Raw genomic sequence first — 21,800 nt, forward strand, 5'->3', positions numbered from 1 at the left:
AGTAAAGATTATAATGATTCTAATTCGACACTCATGATATGTGCAATTTGCTTTAGTTCATAATAAATTTCCGTTGTATAACGTTTCTCATTCACTAAAATGATGATATCCATTTGCTGTGATTTGCTGTCTTTTAAGTCCCTTACTCTCACTTTACGTGGCCTCATCTTTCTTTGCTTCATTTCTTTTAGAATATCAGTCATTGTTTCTCCTGCGTCAACAATTAATTTGACTCTCAATTCTTTTTCTCTTAATGATCTAGGGCCGATAAACTTAAATAAAAATGGTAAAAGTTCTACGCTAAATAGGAGCAAAACAGTCGCAATAATGGCTTCAATCCAAAAACCAGCACCACAAGCGATTCCAATCCCTCCAGCTCCCCAAATCATCGCCGCAGTTGTTAAGCCAGATATCATATCATTATTTCTTCTTAAAATAACACCAGCACCTAAGAAACCAATACCCGATACGATCTGTGCCGCAAGTCGAAGTGGATCCATTGGTCTAACATAAGCATCAGCATATTCAGTTGCTGCCTCTATTGATACATTCGTTAATAAACAACTCATTATCCCAATAACTAAGCAAGTTTTGAGTCCTAAAGGTTTCTTTTTTAACTCTCTTTCCAAACCAATTATAATACAAAGTATTGTCGCAATCCCAAGATTAAACATGAAACTACCTGGGTATAAAATCATAGCTGTTCCTCCTACGTTAAAATAAAGCATTTATTGAGTGATGTTTAACTTTCACTATATCCTCTAATCATTCCGTCGTAAAGAGAATATGGTATACTTGATCAATGAATTCATTTCTTAATATGCGGAGGCTACATGTTACACTTTGAAGAAAAATTAACCATTATTGAATCCTTTTCAGAATTAGAAAGAAAAAATGTCTCACTTGGACGGGTGAACTTTCATTTTGAAGAAAGTGCTACCGATAAGAAAAATGTTGTTTATCATCTGCATCCAAATGGTAACGGTTTTGTTTATGCAGAGAAAATAAAGGGATATAAAACAGATAAGAACGGAATGGTGAATATTCGTGATTTCTCTGAAGAAGAGTTACGAATACTAATCGAAAAATCGATTGCTTCCCTTTCCTTTTCATTAACACAAACAGAAGACACAGTTATTAATGAAGAGTATGAAGAAACGTGGATAAACCGCGATAAGCAGACGCTTACTCTTCTTCAAGAAGATGATATGTGGAATGTGTACGCTGGTGCAAATCTTGACGGAACCTTTAATACGTATGGTGAAGCGGCAGAGTATTTAGATGAAGAAGGGTTCAAGATAAAAAGCTAGATTAATATGGAGATTTGACAACTCTTTTGTTGTCAAATCTCCATTGTTTTTCCTATGATTATGCATCTACACTAATTTTAGAAATCAAAGTTGTCTGGATCAGGTCCAACTCGTTCATTTTTATTTAAATTGTTAATTCTAGTCATTTCCTCTGCTGATAGCGTAAAATCAAAAATATTTGCGTTATCAATTATTCGTTTTTCTTTAATCGATTTTGGTATTGTTATCACATCATTTTGCAAATCCCAGCGCAAAATCACTTGAGCTGCTGATTTTCCGTATTTTTTCGCTATCTCATTAATCGCTTCGTCTTTCAATAGTTCTCCTTGCTTTAACGGCGACCAAGCTTCTAGTTGAATGTCTGCCTTTTTACAAAAGCTGTGTAGTGCTTCCTGTGTTAAATGAGGATGATATTCAACTTGGTTAACCATTGGCTTAATTTCTGCGTCTACAAGTAAGTCCTCTAAGTGATGAATGTGAAAATTACTTACACCTATGGCTTTAACACGGCCGTCTTTATATAGCTTTTCAAGTGCTCTCCAAGTGTCTTTATATTTCCCTTCAACAGGCCAATGAATTAAGTAAAGATCAAGGTACTCAAGTCCAAGTTTTTTTAAGCTAGTCTCATAGGCTTCTATGGTCGTTTCATAGCCTTGGTCTGCGTTCCATACTTTTGAAGTAATAAATAATTCTTCTCTTGGAACACCACACTCTCTTATTGCTTGCCCGACACCTTCTTCATTTTTATAAACGGCTGCAGTATCAATACTTTTATAACCAGCTTTAATAGCAGCTTTAACAGAATCAATTACCTCAGAGCCATCCTCCACCTTATAAACCCCAAAACCAAACCAAGGCATCTTGACACCATTATGTAGTGTTGTTGTATCCTTTAAACTTGTAACCATTCTTATCACTCCCTAGATAAAATAACTACCCTTTAATTTTACTACAATTTACCAAATCAAGAAACCAATTTGCCTGCCTACAGGACGTAGGTACTCGGCGTTACTCACAGGACGTGAGTGACTTTAGCCGAGTTTCCAGTTTCCATAACGCGGAGGAAGTTACCCGAGTTTCCTTAATGCGGATGAATTTAGCGAAGTTTCCATACTATATAAGACGAGGTCTCTTAGCAAACCTTTAATAAAACTCAAAAAACTTTCTTAAATAAAAAAAGAAAAGCCGCCAAATCAATTGGCAGCTTCTTTAAGCTTAATCGTTATATACTTGTTGAAACCATTCTTGTGCTTTGTCTACTTCTTCTCTTGTTAATTGATGACCGCCCTCGCCCCAGTGCTCCGTCACTTTTGCATGAGCACGACTAAGATCGTTAACAAGCTCTTTTGTTTGATCAGCTGGAATAAGCGGATCACGCTTTCCTGCTCCAATAAAGACAGGAGTATTCGTTAAATCAGGTAACTCGACACCACGACGAGGCACCATCGCATGGAACAGCACTGCTCCACTTAATGATTTTTCCTTATGATACAGCAGACTAGCAGCGATATTAGCTCCGTTCGAATAACCAATTGCGACAACTTTTTCGCAATTAAAAGAATACTTCTTTGCACTTTCATCAATAAATTGATTTAATTCATCCGTACGGAAAAGCAAATCTTCTTCATCAAATATACCTTCAGCAAGCCGGCGAAAGAAGCGCGGCATTCCATTTTCTAGTACGTTTCCACGAACACTAAGCACGGACGCATCTTTAGCAATCATGTTAGCTAGTGGTAATAAATCTTCTTCATTTCCTCCCGTTCCATGGAGAAGAAGCAAGGTTACATCGTTTTCTGGTTTTCCTTCTATAAAAAGATGCTTCACGTTCAAACCACTCCTTATTTTGTATTTAAAGGTACTAATTTTGCTTCAATCGATTCTCTTTGATCTTCAAAATACGGAGGTAATGATAATCTTTCTCCGAGATGATCGAAATCCTCATCCCCTTCAAATCCTGGACCATCTGTTGCTAGTTCGAAAAGAATGCCATTTGGCTCTCTGAAATAAAGAGAACGGAAATAATAGCGCTCAACAAAGCCTGAGTTAGGTAATCTTAATTCTTGTAAGTGAGTAACCCACTTTTTTAATTCTTCCTCATTTTCAACGCGGAAAGCCACGTGGTGGACACTACCACGACCTGGACGTTCTCTTTCGAGGTCTGAGTTTTCTTCTAAATGAATCTCTGCCCCTGTTCCACCTTCACCCGTTTCAAATACTCGAATGTCTTTTTGACCCTCCACTGGTGATGCGTATGAACCTACCTCTGTAAAGCCCATTACTTGAGTCAAAATAGTCGCTGTAATATCAGGTTGTGCAACTGTTAGTTTAACTGGACCTAAACCAACCACCCCATGTTCTGTCGGAACAGGGCTCTTATCCCATGGCTTTCCTCCAGCAACACCACTGTTTGTTTCATCAGAAACGAGAACTAGACGTTGTCCTTCAAAATCACGAAATGAAAGTGTAGCACGACCAGTTTCATTCGAAATGTCATCATGATCAACATCTAACTCTTCAAAACGTTTTTTCCAATAACGTAGTGCCTCATCGTTTGCTACTCTTAATGATGTAGCTGAAATGCTGTTCGTGCCTTGATACGTTTGGCCTGCATGAGGGATTTCAAAAAACGTTAAATCAGTTCCTGGATTTCCTCTTTCATCTGCATAGAAAAGATGATAAACCGATGTGTCATCCTGATTGACCGTTTTCTTAACAAGTCGAAGACCGAGAACTTGTGTGTAGAATTTGTAATTTTCTTTTGCATTAGCTGTGATTGCTGAAACGTGGTGAATTCCTTTTAATGGTTTTAATTGCATGAATGCTCACTCCTCAATTTTGTTTTGATATCTTTTGTTTCTGAAGCTTTTTTAATAACGTAAGCAATTGCTTTTGTTCATCTTTCGTTAATGAATGAAACTGTGCAGCTTGGAATTGCTCTTGAATCGGAACAATTTCCTCGAAAAGTTGCTCGCCTTTTTCTGTTAAAGAAATTAGTTTCGTTCTCCATTCCTGTTTGCGCTCAATTAACCCTGACTTTTCAACCTTAGCAAGCATTTGCGTCATATTTCCTTTTGTCACAAGTAATTTTTCCGCTAATTCTTGCTGGGATATTGGTTGATGTGCCCCAATTTGCACTAAAAGGTCAAACTGAGCAATCGTTAAATCCCATTTTTTTAAATGTTGGTTCGATAATCGGATACTTTGATTGTAAAATCGTGCTAAGCGAAACCACAGCAACAAACTAAGTCGTTCTTTATGGGAACGTCCGAAATAGTTTTTAGCCAAATGGCCTTCACTTCCTTTCTTACTTTTTATCAGTTTATAACTAAACTGATAAAAAGTAAAGTATTTAGAATAAAAAAAGATAATTGGTCTTATCTTGACCAATCATCTTTATTATCATTTATTTAGTTCTGCAAGAATTGGATACAGCTCTTCTAAATGAGTAATCTCATAATCAGGAACAACCTCATTGCGTTCTTTATCATGTCTATTAATCCAAACGGATTTCATACCAACTCTTGATGCACCGAGGATATCCGTCATTAAGTTATCTCCGACCATAATCGCCTCGTCTTTATCAAGCTCCATCAGTGATAGTGCATGTTCGAAAATAGATGGATCTGGTTTTCCCTTACCAAAACCACCAGAAATCACAATTTGATCGAAATACGGAACTAGCTCAGGCGTGATTGTTAATTTTGTTTGCTGCAAGTCTGGAGAACCGTTTGTTAAAAGAAGAAGTTGGTATTTTCCTTTTAATTCGTCTAAAACTTGATATGACTCGTCATATACAAATGGATGCTTACGACGCTCTGCAGGAAAACGTTCTGCTAATTCATAACCAAATTCAGGATCGTCAATTCCAAGTGCCTTTAACCCTCTTGTCCATGCTTCTTTACGATATGTAGGAACAATGTCTTTCATTTTACGAAAATCATCATGATCATCTAAGAAATTACCCCATAGCCCTTCAAATGGATTAATACCAATCATTTGGGTAAACGGATATGTTTCATATGATGCATACAACTCTCTAGCTTCCTTACGAACCGCTTCCTCAAGCTCTTTAGGATCTACCCCATATTTATCTCGAGCGACCTCACACGTCTTATCAAAAGCCGTTTGTACACTCTTTTGATCCCAAAGGAGCGTATCATCCAAATCAAAAAAGATAGCCTTAATCATCTACCAATGCCCCATTTCTTATCTTGTTGATTATTTGAAATTTCAATCATCATATTAAGAGTACCGAGAATATAGTTATAAGTAAATAGGAATTAATGAAACTTCGCTAAATTCACCCACGTCCTATGGGTAACGCCAAGTACCCTCGTCACGAGGGCATGAAACTTCGCTAAACCCGTTCATGTCGTGTGTACAACGCCAAGTACCCTCATCACGAGGGCAAAAGTGGTGAAGATGCTTGCCTTCCACAACTTTTGCTAATATGTTATTGAGTTAATCTATCTCGTTTTTGATTTTGCATCTGTACCTCTTTGGGCAAAACAGCTTCAAAAGCTGATAAGAGTACTTCGTTATCATAGAGATGTTCATCTAAAATGGTCACAATACCTTTGTCTTCATGTGTACGAATCAAACGACCAATTCCCTGCCGTAATCGAAGTAGCATATACGGGACATCTACTTCCCAAAAAGGATTTTCGGCCGCTTTTCTTTTCGCATTAAAAACTGGATCCTTTGGTGGATATGGCAGCGACCACATAATGACATTTGATAATGACTCACCTGGAATATCTAACCCTTCCCAAAGACTTGTCGCACAAAGAACAGAATCAATGTCTGTTTGAAAAGAAGAAATCAATTGGCTTATTTCCTTATCACCTTCAAAATGCATGCTCCACTTTTGAAGCTCCTCATCTTGCTCTACTACTTTTTTAAACGTTACTATCTCTTGATCACTTGTAAACAAAAGTAGTGCTTTTCCATCTGTTTCTTTCAATAAAGACTTCACATGATTGAGCTTGTCTGTAAATGTCTGCTCCTTTGAAAGGACTGGCGCAAACAATTCCATTTGCTCTTTATAATCAAATGGAGATTCAACTGAGAACGATAAATAGTCTTCTATTCCAAGGCTATCAGCGATGTACTGAAAAGAAGCGTTTGTTGATAAAGTAGCCGATGAAAAAATAAATGGCAGTTTTTTCGAAAAGACTCTTTCTCTCAAGACTTCTTCCACTAATCGTGGCATGATCACAAGCGTAACACCATGCTCATCTTCTTGCACCCAAGAAATAACGTTTTGTTGTTTTACGAAAATGTTTAATGCGTGATGAATCATATCAAGATGCTCTTCGACAATTTTTAGTTGATAGGCATCAATCGTATACATCTCACTTTCAAAAACCATTTCATCTTCAAGTTTAGCGATTAATGCTACTAATCGTTCCACTTCACTAAGGAGAGGCTTTGACATCTCAATTTCTTTTCGATCTGAGCCTTCAACCGTCTTCGCATGCTGACCTATAACACGTGCTACATGCATACTTTGAGAAATAAGGTCTTCAACAAGCACAGCAAACTCCTCGCGCACATCATTTTCAAGCAGTCTCGTTAACAGGTCTTCAAGTACATCGTGACGCCATTTATACGTTAAGGCTTTTTGTGCTGCTACTTCAAGTAAATGTCCTTCATCAAATATAACAGTGCTCGCTTCTGGTAATAAAGGAAGCTGCCCTTCTCTCTTTCTCGATTCATATGTCCATACATGCTCCATATAAAAGTCATGTGAACAAATAATCAGATCTGTTGATTGACGATAATACTCCCTCGAAAGTGTTTGACCACAACGGTGACGTTTATCACAAACAAAACAATCTTGAAAATTATCCCAACCAATTTTATTCCACGCTTCATCATTTAAGTCTGGATATTCTTTTCGATCACCATAATGATGAAAGGTTTGCATCGTTTGATTAGCATTCACAAACGCTGGCAACCCTTGATAAATCTCATCATATTGCTCGTCATATTGACCATGAGAGCGTTCTAAATCAAGCTTTTGTAAACAAAGGTACTGGTCCTTTGATTTAGCTAGACGAGCATCAATGGATAAGTTTAATAACCTAGATAGCTTTGCAATATCGCCGTCTTTCTTAACTAATTGTTCAATTAATGACTCATCAGCACAGGCAATAATAGCTGGTTTGCGCATAAATCTTGCATAACATAATGCATATAGAAGATACACAATCGTTTTACCAGTTCCTACACCAGCTTCAGCGAACATTATTTTCTTCTCAATGAATGCTTTTTCCATTTGAAAAGCCATGAAGATTTGTTCGTCTCTAAGCTCCAAGCCAGCTTCAGGTAAAATGTCATAAAAGACATCCCCAATCCACTCATTTAATTGTTCAAAAAAAGACTGATTTGGATCATAAGAAAAAGGTAATCGGTTAAATGTTTTCACAAAAGTGCCCCCGTATCATTTGAAATCAATAGTCCATTATCACAGAAATAAACTTGTTTTGTCAATCAACGTATTTTCATTATCTAAGGTCATTGAACATATCCTTAACTAATTATGGTAAGCTTTACATTGTTAACTTAAAGTGAAAGTGAGGTCTTTCAGATGATGAATAAAATAAATATGAAAATCGTAAACTTCGCAATAGGATTACCAAAGAATATGACATACGACAACGAGAAAGTAATGAATACTGGAATTTGTAAAGATAAAGTTGATGAGGCTTTTTTAACAAAAGAAGGGTTTCTTGGAGATGGAGTTGGTGATTTAAAACATCATGGAGGCTTCGATCGTGCAGTGTGTGTGTATCCTCATGAACATTATTCTCTTTGGGAAAAAGAGTTCAATACCTCATTACCGCCTGCAGCATTTGGTGAAAACTTAACAGTAACTAATATGCTAGAGCAAGATGTTCATATTGGTGATATCTTTCAACTAGGTGAAGCAGTGATTCAAATCACACAGGGAAGAATTCCTTGCGATACGATTAATAAGAGAACCAACGTACAAACTTTATTAAAAAGAATCGTTGAAACTGGGTATACTGGCTATTTATGTCGTGTACTTAAAGAAGGTTCTGTTATGACGAACTCAAAACTCGAGTTAATAGAGCGACACTCTCATCAAGTTTCAGTTCTATTTGGAAATCAACTCTATTTCCATCAGCCAACAAATATTGAAGGAATCAAAAAGGTGCTTGCTGTTGAAGAATTAGCGAACAGATGGCGTGAAAAATTGACGAATCGATTACACAATCTTTCTAAATAATAAAAAATCCTACATTCGATTCGAATACAGGATTTTCCGTTTGTCACAAGAGCAATTGCTCATAAATGCTGTTCAGCTGTGCAACTCGATTATCATCTTGTTCAAAACGAGCATAATCCATTTCATAACGTAAAACTAAATTTAAAATAGCTGTTTCATTTTCAGTCAAATCACGAACAAACTCTTCCTCGTTGTTGTATGAACGACTTTCTAGCTTTTTATAAATATTTGCACAAATTTGGTGATCGTCAATATGGTTTGACAGTGATTCACGAACGTATGCTAATTGTTGATCCAATTCACTCACCCTTTCTATATGAATAGGATGCGAAACAATGCTTATTTCATACATTCTTCAATTATTAAGAAATTGATCTAGCTGTTGTAACTGGTCTTTTGCATCCCTATAGCCAAGTTCATATAATTCCTTTAATCTCACTTGGTTTCGTTCGATTCTACGTACAGGAACACGTGAGCTTGGCTGAATGATAAAAAGGTTTTCTTTACTCTTTTCAGAATGAATATAAGATAACGTATCATTATAAATTTTATAACGCTCTTGCAGCAGGCTAGCAATCTTTGGATGTCGTTTATACGTATATTTCAGCATTGAAGCGATTTTTCTACGTTTCATTTTGTATTGTTCCAATTTCGTCATGATAATCACATTTTTCTGGTTACCATCTGATTGTGATTTTTTTAACGGTATAGGATCTATCATTCCACCATCAAGTAAAAATTTCCCGTTATACTCTACACTTTCTGAAATAAACGGTAATGAACTAGAAGCTCTTAAAAGCTTTAGCATATGTTTTCCATGCTCATGCTTGCTGTAATAAATGGGTTCCCCCGTCTCACAATCTGTCGCCACAACGATAAATTGCTCACTCCCTTTTAAAAATGTCTCAAAATCAAAAGGGACAATCTTTCGGGGAATCTCATCGAATAAAAAATCCATCCCAAATAGCTCTCTTTTTGAGATGAAATTACGAAAAGATAAATAACGGTGATCACTAACAAGTTCGATATTGACCTTTTTATTTCGACCTTTTTGCCTTGATAAATAAGAAGCAGCCATACACGCACCTGCAGAGACTCCAATCACATAAGGAAAATAGAGATCATGCTCCATAAAGCATTCAAGAACACCTGCTGTATATAAGCCTCTCATTCCTCCACCTTCTAATACAAGCCCAACCTCTTTCATCTTAAACCTCTCTTTTCACTTACTATTCTCATCAGATCATTTAGATTGGGCAGAATAAGCTGAAAAAGCATCGGAGTTCTCTCCAATGCCCTAAACTCGTACCTAGCCTAAAGATTCAGTTCACTAATTTACTTCCACCGTCCAATTAAATGGATCGTGAATCTTACCTGTCTGAATACCTGTTAGCGTGTCATATAACTTTTTCGCTAGGTCTCCTGTTTGGCGATTGTTAATCACCATTTTCTTATCGCCCCAATTTAATTCACCAATTGGTGAGATAACGGCTGCAGTCCCCGTCCCAAAAGCTTCTTCCAACTCGCCTTTTTCATACGCTTGATAAAGTTCTTCCATCGATAGTCTTCGCTCTGATACGGTTATTCCCCACTCAGCAAGTAATTCAATTGTTGACATTCTAGTAATACCTTCCAAAATACTACCACTTAACGCTGGTGTAACAACCTCACCATTAATTTTGAAGAACACATTCATACTACCAACTTCTTCAATATATTTCTTTTCAATTCCATCTAGCCATAATACTTGAGAGTAGCCAAGTCCACTTGCTCCTACTTGAGCTTTGTAAGCAGCAGAATAGTTACCAGCTGTCTTTGCCGTTCCTGTTCCACCGAGTACAGCTCTTGTAAATTTTTCTTCTACATTTATGCTAACAGGATTAATCCCCTCAGCATAATAAGAACCGACTGGCGATAAAATGATCATAAACGTATATGTAGTCGATGGAGCGACACTCAAATTAGGTTCTGTTGCAATAATAAAAGGACGAATATACAGTGACGTACCTTCAGTTGTTGGAATCCATTCTTTATCTAAAAGGAGTAGCTCTTTTAAATAAGACAAGACAAGCTCCTCGTTTACAGCTGGAATACTCAATCGGTCACTAGAACGGTTTAATCGTTCGAAATTCTTTTCAGGTCTAAACAATAAAATGCGATCATCTTCTGTACGATAGGCTTTTAACCCTTCAAAGACAGATTGGCTATAATGAAGCGACATTGCCGAAGGATCAAGGGTAATGGGTTGATATGGAACGATTTGCGGACTTGTCCAACCCTCGCCCTCGGTATAATTCATCATTAGCATATGATTAGTAAAATGCTTTCCAAAAGAAAGACTACTAGGATCTGGCTTCGTTTTAAAATTCGAACTTTTTGTAATAGTAAGCTTCATCGTTATCATAACTCTCCCTTATGATCAAAATAAATTGAAAACTGTATCAAGTAAGCAAACATTGTAGCCTATTCTACTATTTATCATATCATTTTTTATCAATTATGAGTAAAAAAGTAAAAAGCATCCCCTTTAATCGTCTAAAGAAGATGCTTTATCGCTTGTTCGAACTCTGTTAATTCTTTTTTCTTTTACTCCATAGTTCTTCTACTTCTTGATTATAAGCTTTTCTTTCATCAGGCTGTAGTTCCTTTGTTTTTTCATCTAAAACCGATACGAGCATGGTTTTGTTCTTATAAAACGCTTCTTTCTCAGCGTTATAGTAATACTTCACAACCTCTTCTTCTTTTAAGTACTTCTTACCAAGCTGAAGTAGAGTCGTTACAGGAAGGTTATTGACTGATAACGTAACATTCTCTTTCTCTTTTTCTTTAATCTGCGTTTCTTCAGAAATCACAGGTGACACTTTTGCGATCATTTCTTGATGAATGGCCTTTTTTAAAACTTTTTTTACAATTCGTTTTTTCTTTGATTTTACATTTACTTTTGCTAAAATCATTGCTTGATTTTTTACTGTCTCATTGGCTTTTGTCATTATTTTCTTCAATTCAAAAACTCCTTATGTACTATTTAGAATAGCGTATCCATTTCCGCTTTATCTATCTTGATTGATTAATAGTACCAAATTAAAATCAGTTTTTGTGGAATCCGAGTTATATTCTTAAAAACAAATATATTCTGACATTTTTCGGACGACTTCACCGACACGTTTAAACAGATTAAACAGCTATTTTACGCACATAACAAAAAAGTAAGAATATCGGTACTAAACGATATCCTTACCTTCTTATGATGACAAGATGTTATTTCGCTTTTCTTTCTTGAAATGCTTTAAGCGTATCTAATGTATCCAAGCCTTTTGATTGAATATTTTTAGGATCCAAGCCATTACCCAATGAGCCAAATAATGTTCCTTTACTCGGATCAATTAGCTCACTTTGCTGATAATAAAGTCGTGGTGTTTTCCATAATGCAACGAGCGCACTCCCCATAGGCATTTCATGGTATCTTTCTGGCCATCTCTTTTTGATTTGTTCTTTTACTAGAGGATAATATTTCGAACTGACCCCTGGAAATAAATGATGTTCCGTGTGGTAAGAAAAATTAAAGTGCAAAAAATCGACCCATTTTGGAACCGTTACCGTTAAACTATTTGCTAAAGGATCGTTCACTTCAGTCGTTGGATTTAGACGGTGATTTGTTGAAATATACCCCATAACAATTAGGTTAGCAATTAGTAATGGCAGCAGAAACATAAAGAACCACTTGAAGGGTCCTACCCATACTAGTAAACCGATCCACGTCATCCAAGGTAGAATCGCCTCGATTAAAACTGCAGGACGTTTTTTCGGATTGAATTCTTTTAAATAAACGGTAAACATTTTCATCGAATGAGCAGAAAATTGAATAGACAGCGAACAAAAGCTAAAAAATGCACGAATCCCTAGTGGCAACCGGTAAATCCACCGCAAAAAACGTGACTTAGCAAGCTTTTCAAATGTAGGCCAGGCATCAGGGTCATGCTCTTCATGCTGAGTATGAACGTGATGGGTTAAATTATGCCATTTTCTCCACAACCGTGGTCCTGTCGTTAATGGCCAAAATGCGATAGCACCCAAAAAATCACGGAGCCACGGCTTACGAACGACCGTACCATGTAAAATTTCATGACCTAAAAAACCAAGCGCAGCAAAGCTACAACCCAAAATAATAGAAATACCTAGATAAAAGATTGGATTGATTGATAACAAACCAATTGTGAGTAATCCAGCAATTGTTACAAGCAAATATGCGAGCCCTCCCCATAATCGAGCAGGAACTGGATCAAAGGCTTCATTAGGTAAATCAGGCTTAATTTTTCCAGCATACCAACCAAATGAATGTAAATCCTTCAAATACGTAACTCCCTTCAATAAGTAAAGCGTTAATATTTAGACAATAAAAGTGTACCATCATGCAAGGAACAAGACTATGTTTTTTTATACAACACGAATAAAAAACTGAAAATTTCTGACTATTTTATGTCTTTTAATGTGATATATTAGCAAAAGCCCGCACCACTTTGGTACGAGCTCACTAATTACTTTTCCTTTTTACGATCAATCGTTCCTTCTTCAAACGTATCTTCTACTTGTTCTTTCGTTTCTTCTAATCCTTTATTGTTTTCTACTTCTTTATTCTTTCCTTTTTCCTTACTTTCTTGTTTTTCTTCTTTCTTAGACATGTGATGACCTCCTCTTTGCTATCTACTTCATTTATTACCCTCTAGATAAGAAGCTTACACATGCTATTTTATTTTTTATGAAGTTCCTGAAGAAATAGGCATATGTCCTTGTTCATCTGCTTTTTTTAAGAAAAATGTTGCTCGATCACGGTAGAGTAAAATGACTGCTAAAGTGAATGAAAAAATATCAGCGATAGGAAACGCAAGAAAAACTCCATTTAACCCAAAGAAATGCGGCAGGATTAAGACTAGCGGAATTAAAAAGAGCACCTGTCTTGATAACGATAAAATCATCGCCTGTTTCGCTTTGCCTAACGCTTGATACAACCCTCCACTTACAATTTGAATCCCAATTAAAAAGGCCGCAGCAAACATGATTCGCATTGAGGCGACTCCTGCATTGATGACTGCTTGATCAGATGTAAATATCATCATGAACCATTGTGGAAACGACATCAGTAAGATAAACATGATAATCGAAATTGTCGTTACAACCTTTAAGCCAAGTGAAACCGTTTCACGTAAACGTACGAATTGTTTTGCTCCGTAATTGTACCCAACAATTGGTTGCATTCCTTGCATGACGCCAATCATCGGCATCATAGTAAACATAATGATCCGTTGAACAATGCCGAAAACGCCGACATAAAAATCGCTTCCGAATCTAATTAACATCGTGTTAAGGGCAATCATCATCACACTTCCTGCTGCTTGTTGAACAAAAGCTGGTAAACCTACCCCAACGACTTCTTTCAAAATAATAAAATCAAGTTTCAGATCAGAAAGGCGTAATTGCAACGAGCTTTTCCCTGTTAAGAAATAGCGCAAAATGACAACAGTGACTGAAGCTTGCGAAATGACAGTCGCAAACGCTGCACCCTGAACACCCATATTAAAACCAAAAATAAAAATCGGATCTAAAATGATGTTAATGACTGCTGGAATAATCATTGCCATCATCGCAAATTTTGCATTTCCTTCAGAACGAATGATATTATTTGTCGCAAACGCAAAAGAAAAGAAAAATGTCCCTAGCATAATCGGAAACATATAATCAATAGCATGACCTAAAATATTCGGTGTAGCCCCAAACAATACAAGTAATGGTTCAAGAACCGTAAAAGCTGCAATAAAACCTAAAACACTCATGATCAAAATCATCGTAATCATATTCCCAAATACTTTATTCGCTTCTTGCTCACGTCTTTCTCCAAGACGCCTTGAAATAACCGAAGCCCCACCTATCCCCATCGCAGCTGACACTGCCATTATAATCATCATGATTGGAAAAGCGATTGTGACACCTGCAACGCCATCAATTCCTACCCCATACGAAATAAAAATCGTATCAACTATATTATAAAGCGCCATGACAAACATACCGACCATTGCAGGAATCGATAAATTTTTTAAGAGTTGTGGAATAGGCTCAGTCCCGAGCCTTTCACTCTGTCCTTTTTGACTCACATGAAACACCTACCTTTTTTGTTACTGTTGTAAATGATTTGAAATTTTACGTAGCCACGCTAAAAAAAGTTGTCTTTCCTCAGGCAAAAATCCTTTCATTAAGCTATCATCCATCTCACCAACTTCATCCCAAAGTCTTTCCTCTAATAGCTCTCCTTTTTCGGTTAATACGATTTGCTTTTGCCTCCGATCCAACGTACTATCAATCTTTTCAATCAATCCTTTTTTTAGCATTGAATCAATTATCCCATTCATTGTAGACGCTTTTATATAAAGGCGATTTTGTAATTCAGATTGTAACTGTTCTCCGTGCTGAACCAATAAAAATAACACTTTTGATTGAGCAACAGTTAAGCCAAATTCTGATAATTTTTGATTAAATTTATTTTGCATAAGATGAGCCACAATACCAATATGATAGCCCACTCGATCATCTAAATTTCGCATTTAATTTATTAGCCCCCTAATGAAATTATATTAAAATATTACTCTCTCATTAGTAAATATGCAAATTATTTGTTTAATAAATAATAAAAATCATTAGTACACGAAATATTATATTCATTTTATTTTTATGACTTCTCTCTACACCAATGCCCAGTTTTTAACATACATTATCCTAAGAAGTCGATGAATCCATCAAAATAGGGAGAGAAAATAAAATGATCTTAACAGCTTCACATTGGGTATACCTAATTGGCACAATCATTATTATTTTAACAATGCTATGCCGACAAAACGTTGTTGTTCCAGCTATTCTAATGACTTTTTTAGTCGGATGGGTTTATTCTGGCTCTTTCTCAACAGGATTACAAACCATTTTCAACTCCAGCTTGACCGCTGCTGCTGAGCTTTTTAACATTTTTCTCATCATTGCGATTATGACGGCCTTGCTTCATTCATTAAAAGCAATTGGTTCTGATGAACAAATGATCAAGCCATTTCAACGGATTATGACAAATGGACATCTCTCGTTTTGGATACTCGTTCTCGTCACGTATTCTCTTTCCTTGTTTTTTTGGCCAACACCTGCAGTTCCTCTCATTGCGGCATTACTCATTCCTGTTGCCATTAGAGCAGGGTTGCCCCCAATCGGAGCGGCTTTAGCGATTTCTTTTGCGGGGCAAGGAATGGCACTATCCTCTGATTACATGATACAAATTGCACCAATGCTAAGCGCCACCTCTGCTGGTATTGATGTTGCTCCTGTTGCAGATCGTACTTTCGTACTCTCGCTGATTACTGGTATAACGGCACTTTCAATTGCTTATTTCTCTTTACGTAAATCAATAAAAAAACCTGCCCTCTCTCACAGTACAGCTTGGGAAAATGATCAAATGACAGCCAGCGATGAGATGGAACAATTCACTAACCAATCAAAACAGAAACGGATCTTTTTTGCCGCCTTAGTTCCAGCTACTTTTTTGATCATTATCGTGTATATGATTTTATCGAAATTTTCAAGTGCGATTCCTGAATTAGAAGGTGGAGCAGGTGCTGCATTGATCGGTGGGGCTGCTGTTCTTCTCTTGATTTGTGTATCTAGCATTTATCAAATCCGAACTGCTTTAAGTCATAGTAGTGATTACCTTGTAAAAGGTTTCGTCTTTGCCTTTAAGGCGATGGGTCCAGTCATTCCGATTGCTGGATTCTTCTTCCTTGGTAGTGGGGAATTATCTGCCCGTATTTTTGCGATAAGTGAAGCAAGCCAAGCTCCCTCTTTCTTATTTGACCTCGTTCAAGCAGGACAACAAACAATACCAGAAAGTCCATTTTTAGCTGGATTCGGAATACTACTTGTCGGAATGATTACTGGGCTTGACGGCTCTGGTTTTTCAGGCTTACCACTCGTTGGCGCTTTATCTGGAGCTTTAAGTGAAAGTGTCGGAGTAGATGCTGCAACTCTCGCGGCTATTGGGCAAATGGGGGCCATTTGGGTCGGTGGCGGAACACTTATTGCGTGGTCTTCCCTCGTTGCAGTAGCAGGTTTTGCAAAAGTACCCGTCATGGAGCTCGTACGAAAAAGCTTCACCCCAGTTATGACAGGGCTACTATTATCAACGTTTATCGCGTTATTGATCTTTTAATAGATAAAGAAAAAGAGCGCTTCCTTTCTGTTTTAGAAGGCGCTCCTTCTCTTAATAATTTTCTCATAATTAAACTTGAATTTTTTGATCGGCGATAATTTTATTTACCATTGTTCTTTTAAAGCTTTTTGATTCATTTGGATTAATACCTAGCTTTTCCTCTACATAATTGATTCCAAAAGAAGTCGGTTTTGCTAGGTCCGCCCTTGCAAATTTCTTTCCACCAGCAGAATACCATAGCATTACACCATCTAATAACATTTCTTGATCTAACTTCTTTAAAACTTGTACATATAATTCATGATTAAGTTCATTTTTCAGCTTCATATTTAGACTAATAAAGTTAGGTTTAACTTGATGATATTCATCATAAAAAGCCAATAATACTTTATCACTAAAACTTAATTTCATTTAAACCCCTCCTCAAGGAGTAATCTATTTTTATCTAATACTCCATTGACTTTATACAACAATCATTATACTATAATTGGATAAAAATTGGTTAAATTCGACAATAATAGACTTTTTTATAGTTAAAAAGTTGTAATTTAGCGAACTACCTCTAACTTTGTAGTTTAATAGAGATCAAAAAGATAAATTGTATCAAGAGAGTTATCTTCCTTTTGTTCAAACGATCTTTTCTAACCAATTTCTCGTTTAACTTTCCATAAACCCTGGGTATATGATTCTAAAAAGGAGGAATGACTTATGGATACTACAATCAATAAGCATCTTTTCTTTAGCGTCATTTACCTAATTGCTGCATTAGCAAGTGGAATTAGTGCCTACTTTAATGAAACTGCATTTCGATTTATCTTTACAATTTTATGTGGAGTCTTTTTAGTTTTAGCGATTCTCTCTTTTATAAAAAATCGCATGAATAAACCAAAACAGATTTGATCGAAGGGTGTTGTAAATCAATAAACCGCTGTTTCGGGTACTATAAATAAAACTTTACGTATCTTTTGTTCCCTCAAAGCATATATCAATAGCAATTTATCATACAACTAGAGGGGACGATCAGATGGGAATTACATTTATAAAGATTTCAGCTGTGTATTTTGTGATAGGTGTTTTATTAGGCTACTACATGTCAGTCACTCATTCTTATCAATTCGCTGGAGTTCACGTGCATATTAATTTATTGGGATGGACATCGATGACACTCGCTGGGATTATTTATACTTTATTTCCCCAAACTCAACGCAGCATTCTAGGTAAAATACATTTCTGGCTTCACAATATCGGATTACCTGTTATGATGATCGGTCTCTTCTTCTTAATTCAAGGAAATGAAACTATTGGTACGTTGATTCCATTTGGCGCAACTGCTGTTTTATTAGCCGTTATCACCTTTGCCTTAAACGTATTTATGAATTTAAAATGAAATTGTTACGGTAGCTTTGTTTATTGTAGCTATTATCACAAAAAATTCGTTTTTCTTAACGTATGTCACGCCTTTTATCTTTTTGCTACTTGCCATACAGAATTGGGGAGAGTATAAAACAGAAAAAAATCTAAAAAAAGAGCTTCTGACCGAAGGCAGAAGGCTCTTTTTGACATTCTTTTGCATTATAAAACCGATTGAACACGACCAACTTGGCCATCTTGTAGTCTAACTTTAATACCATGAGGGTGTGTTTGTGAATTGGTTAGAATATCTTTCACAATTCCTCGAGTTGTTTTACCAGTACGTTGGTCTTGCTTCAAGACAATATCTACTTCGATTCCTGGTTGAATGTTTTTTCTTTCTTTTCCTGATTTCATCATTACTTTTTATGCTCCCAACATAATTGCTCCGTATTTGTTTTTCTCCATACAAGTATAGCACATATGAATCTAAACAAATTTTGTGAGAGCCTCTTTAAACAAAACGTGCAGTTCTTTTGTATGATTCTATTCTTTGTTTAGCTTCATTTTCTGTAGACGTAAGGCATTTAAGACAACGGAAACGGAACTGAACGCCATTGCTGCACCGGCAACCCAAGGGGCAAGTAGCCCAATAGCAGCTATCGGAATGCCAAGTGAGTTATACAAGAAAGCGAAGAAGAGATTTTGCTTGATGTTCGTCATTGTTTTTCGACTTACCATGACGGCATCAACGACACTGTTAAGGTCTCCACGCATCAATGTGATATCAGCTGCTTCAATTGCAATATCAGTTCCTGTTCCTACAGCCATTCCAACATCAGCAACAGCAAGTGCAGGAGCATCATTTAAGCCATCTCCAACCATCGCTACTACTTTACCTTCACCTTTTAATCGATCAATAACAGCACTTTTTTCTTCTGGCAAAACCTCTGCGATCACATTATTAATTCCAACTTGTTTCGCAATCGCTTCAGCAGTTCGTGTGTTATCTCCTGTTAACATAATGACTTCTAAGCCAAGCTTATGCATGCGCTCAATCGCTTTTTTAGATGAATCCTTTACCGTATCAGCAACGGCCACCATCCCGCAGTATTGCCCGTTTACTGCGATCAACATTGCTGTCTTACCTTGGCCTTCAAACTGCAACATTTGTTCTTCTGCATCGCTAAATGAGATGCCTTCTTGAGATAGTAAATGTCGTGTCCCTATTAGTAACTTTTTACCTTGGACAACTGCTTTAATTCCGTGACCAGGTACTGCTTCAAATTGTTCTGTTTCAAATAATAATAGATCACGCTCTTTCGCACCGTTTACAATCGCTTGTGCGAGCGGATGCTCCGACTTATTTTCAGCAGAAGCAATCAACTGAAGTAATGATTCTTCTTCGTTCTTTTCTGTGACAAAATCCGTTAATGTCGGTTCACCTTTCGTTACCGTTCCCGTCTTGTCTAGGACAACTGTTTGAACAGATTGTGTAGCTTCTAGGTGTTCACCACCTTTGAAAAGTAGCCCAAGTTCAGCTGCTCTACCTGAACCAGCCATGATCGATGTCGGAGTGGCAAGACCTAACGCACAAGGACAAGCAATGACAAGGATTGAAATTGTCGGAATAAGCGCAGCGCCTAGATTTCCTGGTGTGACAAAAAGGTACCATACGAAAAATGAAACAATCGCAATCACAACAACAACAGGAACAAAAATTCCGGATACTTTATCAGCAAGTCGTTGAATGTTCGCTTTCGAGCCTTGTGCTTCTTCAACGATTTTGACGATTTGCGAAAGGGCTGTGTCCTTTCCTATTTTTGTCGCTACCATTGTCAATGAGCCATTTTTATTTATCGTTGAACCAATAACAGCATCACCAATATGCTTTTCAACAGGAATACTTTCACCTGTAATCATGGATTCATCAACAGCCGATTGACCTTCAATAATTGTTCCGTCAACTGGCACCTTCTCACCAGGCTTAATAATCAAGTGATCACCAACGACAACTCGCTCAAGAGGAATCGTTTCAGTCTGACCATTTCGAAGTACTGTCGCTTCTTTTACTTGAAGGCCAAGTAGTTGTTTAATCGCTTGACTTGTTTTTCCTTTTGCACGGGCTTCAAACAGCTTCCCAAGGACGATTAATGTAATAATAACAGCTGCTGTTTCAAAATATAGATCAGGCATCACTGTTCCAGTTCGCATTGCCTCAATCCCTAAATAAATACTGTAAAAGTAAGCAGCTGAGGTACCGAGCGCAACAAGAACGTCCATATTTGCACTCTTATTTCGTAACGCTTTATATGCGCCAACATAAAACGGTGCCCCTACGATGAACTGGACTGGCGTTGCAAAAGCAAGCTGCACCCATGGATTCATTAATGCATGAGGCATCCACATCCATGAAGTAAATTCAAAATGAGTGACCATTGACCAAAAAAGAGGCAGTGTTAAGATTGCTGAAAAAATAAATCTTCTTAATTGCCTCTTCATTTCGTTTTCTTTATCATTAGTACGCTCGGTATCGCTAGCTTTTTCCTTCAATTTGTATCCAAGTTTATCAACAGCATCCTTCATTTCATTTGTCGAAATAGCATCTTCAAAATATTCAACTGTAGCAGTTTCAAGAGCTAGATTAACTGTCGCCTTTTGAACGCCATCTAATTTATTTAATCTTTTTTCAATTCGATTCGAACATGCTGCACATGTCATCCCATTAACATCAAATTCTTTTTTCGTAAGTCTAACTTGATAGCCTAACTTCTCTATTTTTCCTGTTAAATCTTTTAAACTTAGATTGTCTGATTGAAAGCGAATATTTGCCTTTTCTGTTGCAAGATTCACATGTGCTTCATTAACACCTTCCATCTTGGAAAGTCCTTTTTCAATCCGCGATGAACATGCTGCACATGTCATTCCTGATATCTCGAAGGATATATTTTTTTCTGCCATTCATTATCACCATCCTACCCCAGTAGGGTATATTAAAGTTCTAAGAAAACGTGCCATTAAGGCACGTTTTCACTTTAACGAAATCTCACAACTTCTATTCAACATCATATCCTTGTTCTTCGATTTCTTCTCTAATTGCAGCAAGACTTACAACACCTTGATCAAATGTAACATCAACTGTACCTTTTCCTAGGTCAACCTTAACAGCATTCACACCATCAAGTTTTCCTACATTCCCCTCAACTGCTGCTACACAATGACCACAAGTCATCCCTTTTACATTTAAAGTTGTAGTTTCCATATTATTCATCTCCTTTTAATATATTTTAATTTATCAATTACTATACTCTAGTAGGGTAATAAAGTCAAACTATTTAATCTATGTTTTTGTTAAACGTTCAATGACATCCATAAGCTCTGATATCGCTTCATCTCCATTACCTTTTTGAATAGCATCTGACACACAGTGCTTAGTATGATTCTCCATTAAATGAAGGCTGACCTTCTTCATCGCAGCATTGATTGCCGATATTTGAATCAGTATATCTACACAGTAACGGTCATTTTCAACCATATTCTGAATACCTCTAACCTGTCCTTCAATTCTTTTTAGACGATTAATTAACTGCTCTTTTTCTCGATCATTTCGATGATCAACAGTTTTATGTTCATGCATTTGCTATCTCCC

At 36.8% G+C, this 21,800-nt stretch carries 25 protein-coding genes; 5 read left to right on the forward strand and 20 right to left on the reverse strand.

The features are described 5' to 3' along the window. Positions 1-8: 8 nt before the first annotated feature. Complete coding sequence (locus IQ10_RS04300) at positions 9-698, reverse strand: MgtC/SapB family protein (protein ID WP_144449246.1); 690 nt, start codon at positions 696-698, stop codon at positions 9-11. Between the two features lie 135 nt (positions 699-833). Here IQ10_RS04300 and IQ10_RS04305 point away from each other — a divergent pair, with 135 nt between their 5' ends. Next, positions 834-1,310 carry a hypothetical protein gene (locus IQ10_RS04305; protein WP_144449247.1) on the forward strand — a complete coding sequence of 159 codons (477 nt, stop codon included), beginning with the start codon at positions 834-836 and terminating at the stop codon, positions 1,308-1,310. 77 nt (positions 1,311-1,387) lie between these two features. On the opposite strand, the gene pgoN is transcribed toward IQ10_RS04305, so the two are convergent. From pgoN to IQ10_RS04335, 6 genes are all read right to left on the reverse strand, one after another. Further along, a complete protein-coding gene (pgoN, locus tag IQ10_RS04310; RefSeq protein WP_144449248.1) occupies positions 1,388-2,218 on the reverse strand; it encodes a glyoxal/methylglyoxal reductase in 831 nt (276 codons plus the stop codon). A gap of 307 nt (positions 2,219-2,525) precedes the next feature. After that, positions 2,526-3,137 (reverse strand): alpha/beta hydrolase, encoded by a 612-nt coding sequence (locus tag IQ10_RS04315; RefSeq protein ID WP_144449249.1) that lies wholly within the window; start codon positions 3,135-3,137, stop codon positions 2,526-2,528. A gap of 14 nt (positions 3,138-3,151) precedes the next feature. Next, positions 3,152-4,129, reverse strand: coding sequence for a ring-cleaving dioxygenase (locus IQ10_RS04320; protein ID WP_144449250.1), 978 nt, complete (start codon positions 4,127-4,129; stop codon positions 3,152-3,154). Positions 4,130-4,142: 13 nt separating this feature from the next. Next, complete coding sequence (locus IQ10_RS04325; RefSeq protein WP_144449251.1) at positions 4,143-4,598, reverse strand: MarR family winged helix-turn-helix transcriptional regulator; 456 nt, start codon at positions 4,596-4,598, stop codon at positions 4,143-4,145. Positions 4,599-4,712: 114 nt separating this feature from the next. Next, positions 4,713-5,501: an HAD family hydrolase gene (locus IQ10_RS04330; protein WP_144449252.1), complete on the reverse strand. Its 789-nt coding sequence runs from the start codon at positions 5,499-5,501 to the stop codon at positions 4,713-4,715. A 265-nt stretch (positions 5,502-5,766) separates the two neighbouring features. After that, positions 5,767-7,743 carry an ATP-dependent DNA helicase gene (locus IQ10_RS04335; protein WP_144449253.1) on the reverse strand — a complete coding sequence of 659 codons (1,977 nt, stop codon included), beginning with the start codon at positions 7,741-7,743 and terminating at the stop codon, positions 5,767-5,769. Positions 7,744-7,917: 174 nt separating this feature from the next. Here IQ10_RS04335 and IQ10_RS04340 point away from each other — a divergent pair, with 174 nt between their 5' ends. Continuing rightward, complete coding sequence (locus IQ10_RS04340) at positions 7,918-8,568, forward strand: MOSC domain-containing protein (RefSeq protein WP_144449434.1); 651 nt, start codon at positions 7,918-7,920, stop codon at positions 8,566-8,568. Between the two features lie 43 nt (positions 8,569-8,611). Here IQ10_RS04340 and IQ10_RS04345 read toward each other — a convergent pair whose 3' ends face one another. The 8 genes from IQ10_RS04345 to IQ10_RS04380 all read right to left on the reverse strand — a co-directional run bounded on the left by IQ10_RS04345 (position 8,612) and on the right by IQ10_RS04380 (position 15,161). Next, positions 8,612-8,866 carry a sporulation protein gene (locus IQ10_RS04345; RefSeq protein ID WP_144449254.1) on the reverse strand — a complete coding sequence of 85 codons (255 nt, stop codon included), beginning with the start codon at positions 8,864-8,866 and terminating at the stop codon, positions 8,612-8,614. A 57-nt stretch (positions 8,867-8,923) separates the two neighbouring features. Further along, complete coding sequence (locus tag IQ10_RS04350) at positions 8,924-9,775, reverse strand: patatin-like phospholipase family protein (protein WP_144449255.1); 852 nt, start codon at positions 9,773-9,775, stop codon at positions 8,924-8,926. 123 nt (positions 9,776-9,898) lie between these two features. Then, on the reverse strand, positions 9,899-10,972 hold the full coding sequence (locus IQ10_RS04355; RefSeq protein ID WP_144449256.1) for a branched-chain amino acid aminotransferase: 1,074 nt from the start codon (positions 10,970-10,972) through the stop codon (positions 9,899-9,901). A 166-nt stretch (positions 10,973-11,138) separates the two neighbouring features. Continuing rightward, entirely contained in the window at positions 11,139-11,570 is a 432-nt protein-coding gene (locus IQ10_RS04360) for a hypothetical protein (protein WP_144449257.1), read from the reverse strand. Positions 11,571-11,826: 256 nt separating this feature from the next. Beyond that, complete coding sequence (gene desB / locus IQ10_RS04365; protein WP_144449258.1) at positions 11,827-12,918, reverse strand: Delta(10) desaturase DesB; 1,092 nt, start codon at positions 12,916-12,918, stop codon at positions 11,827-11,829. A 185-nt stretch (positions 12,919-13,103) separates the two neighbouring features. Then, positions 13,104-13,247, reverse strand: coding sequence for a DUF4025 domain-containing protein (locus IQ10_RS04370; protein ID WP_144449259.1), 144 nt, complete (start codon positions 13,245-13,247; stop codon positions 13,104-13,106). Between the two features lie 75 nt (positions 13,248-13,322). Beyond that, positions 13,323-14,714 carry an MATE family efflux transporter gene (locus IQ10_RS04375; protein ID WP_242009736.1) on the reverse strand — a complete coding sequence of 464 codons (1,392 nt, stop codon included), beginning with the start codon at positions 14,712-14,714 and terminating at the stop codon, positions 13,323-13,325. A gap of 21 nt (positions 14,715-14,735) precedes the next feature. Next, positions 14,736-15,161 (reverse strand): MarR family winged helix-turn-helix transcriptional regulator, encoded by a 426-nt coding sequence (locus IQ10_RS04380; protein WP_144449260.1) that lies wholly within the window; start codon positions 15,159-15,161, stop codon positions 14,736-14,738. Positions 15,162-15,376: 215 nt separating this feature from the next. Between IQ10_RS04380 and IQ10_RS04385 the strand changes: the two genes are divergently transcribed. Then, positions 15,377-16,801 carry a hypothetical protein gene (locus IQ10_RS04385; RefSeq protein WP_144449261.1) on the forward strand — a complete coding sequence of 475 codons (1,425 nt, stop codon included), beginning with the start codon at positions 15,377-15,379 and terminating at the stop codon, positions 16,799-16,801. Positions 16,802-16,870: 69 nt separating this feature from the next. Here the strand turns inward: IQ10_RS04385 and IQ10_RS04390 are convergent, their stop codons facing one another. Continuing rightward, positions 16,871-17,212, reverse strand: coding sequence for a hypothetical protein (locus IQ10_RS04390; protein ID WP_144449262.1), 342 nt, complete (start codon positions 17,210-17,212; stop codon positions 16,871-16,873). A gap of 297 nt (positions 17,213-17,509) precedes the next feature. Between IQ10_RS04390 and IQ10_RS04395 the strand changes: the two genes are divergently transcribed. After that, the gene (locus tag IQ10_RS04395; protein WP_144449263.1) at positions 17,510-17,701 is read left to right on the forward strand and encodes a hypothetical protein; all 192 of its coding nucleotides are present in this window, start codon (positions 17,510-17,512) and stop codon (positions 17,699-17,701) included. A gap of 124 nt (positions 17,702-17,825) precedes the next feature. Next, a complete protein-coding gene (locus tag IQ10_RS04400) occupies positions 17,826-18,188 on the forward strand; it encodes a cytochrome-c oxidase (RefSeq protein ID WP_144449264.1) in 363 nt (120 codons plus the stop codon). A 185-nt stretch (positions 18,189-18,373) separates the two neighbouring features. Here the strand turns inward: IQ10_RS04400 and IQ10_RS04405 are convergent, their stop codons facing one another. From IQ10_RS04405 to IQ10_RS04420, 4 genes are all read right to left on the reverse strand, one after another. Continuing rightward, positions 18,374-18,571 (reverse strand): YwbE family protein, encoded by a 198-nt coding sequence (locus IQ10_RS04405; RefSeq protein WP_144449265.1) that lies wholly within the window; start codon positions 18,569-18,571, stop codon positions 18,374-18,376. Positions 18,572-18,697: 126 nt separating this feature from the next. Further along, positions 18,698-21,112 carry a heavy metal translocating P-type ATPase gene (locus tag IQ10_RS04410; protein ID WP_144449266.1) on the reverse strand — a complete coding sequence of 805 codons (2,415 nt, stop codon included), beginning with the start codon at positions 21,110-21,112 and terminating at the stop codon, positions 18,698-18,700. A gap of 94 nt (positions 21,113-21,206) precedes the next feature. Beyond that, positions 21,207-21,413, reverse strand: a complete 207-nt coding sequence (gene copZ, locus IQ10_RS04415) for a copper chaperone CopZ (protein ID WP_144449267.1) — start codon at positions 21,411-21,413, stop codon at positions 21,207-21,209. Between the two features lie 78 nt (positions 21,414-21,491). Beyond that, complete coding sequence (locus IQ10_RS04420) at positions 21,492-21,788, reverse strand: metal-sensing transcriptional repressor (protein WP_144449268.1); 297 nt, start codon at positions 21,786-21,788, stop codon at positions 21,492-21,494. Between the last annotated feature and the right edge of the window lie 12 nt (positions 21,789-21,800).

The sequence above is a fragment of the Halalkalibacter nanhaiisediminis genome (assembly GCF_007830185.1).
GTDB classification, from domain to species: Bacteria; Bacillota; Bacilli; order Bacillales; family Bacillaceae_D; genus Halalkalibacter; species Halalkalibacter nanhaiisediminis.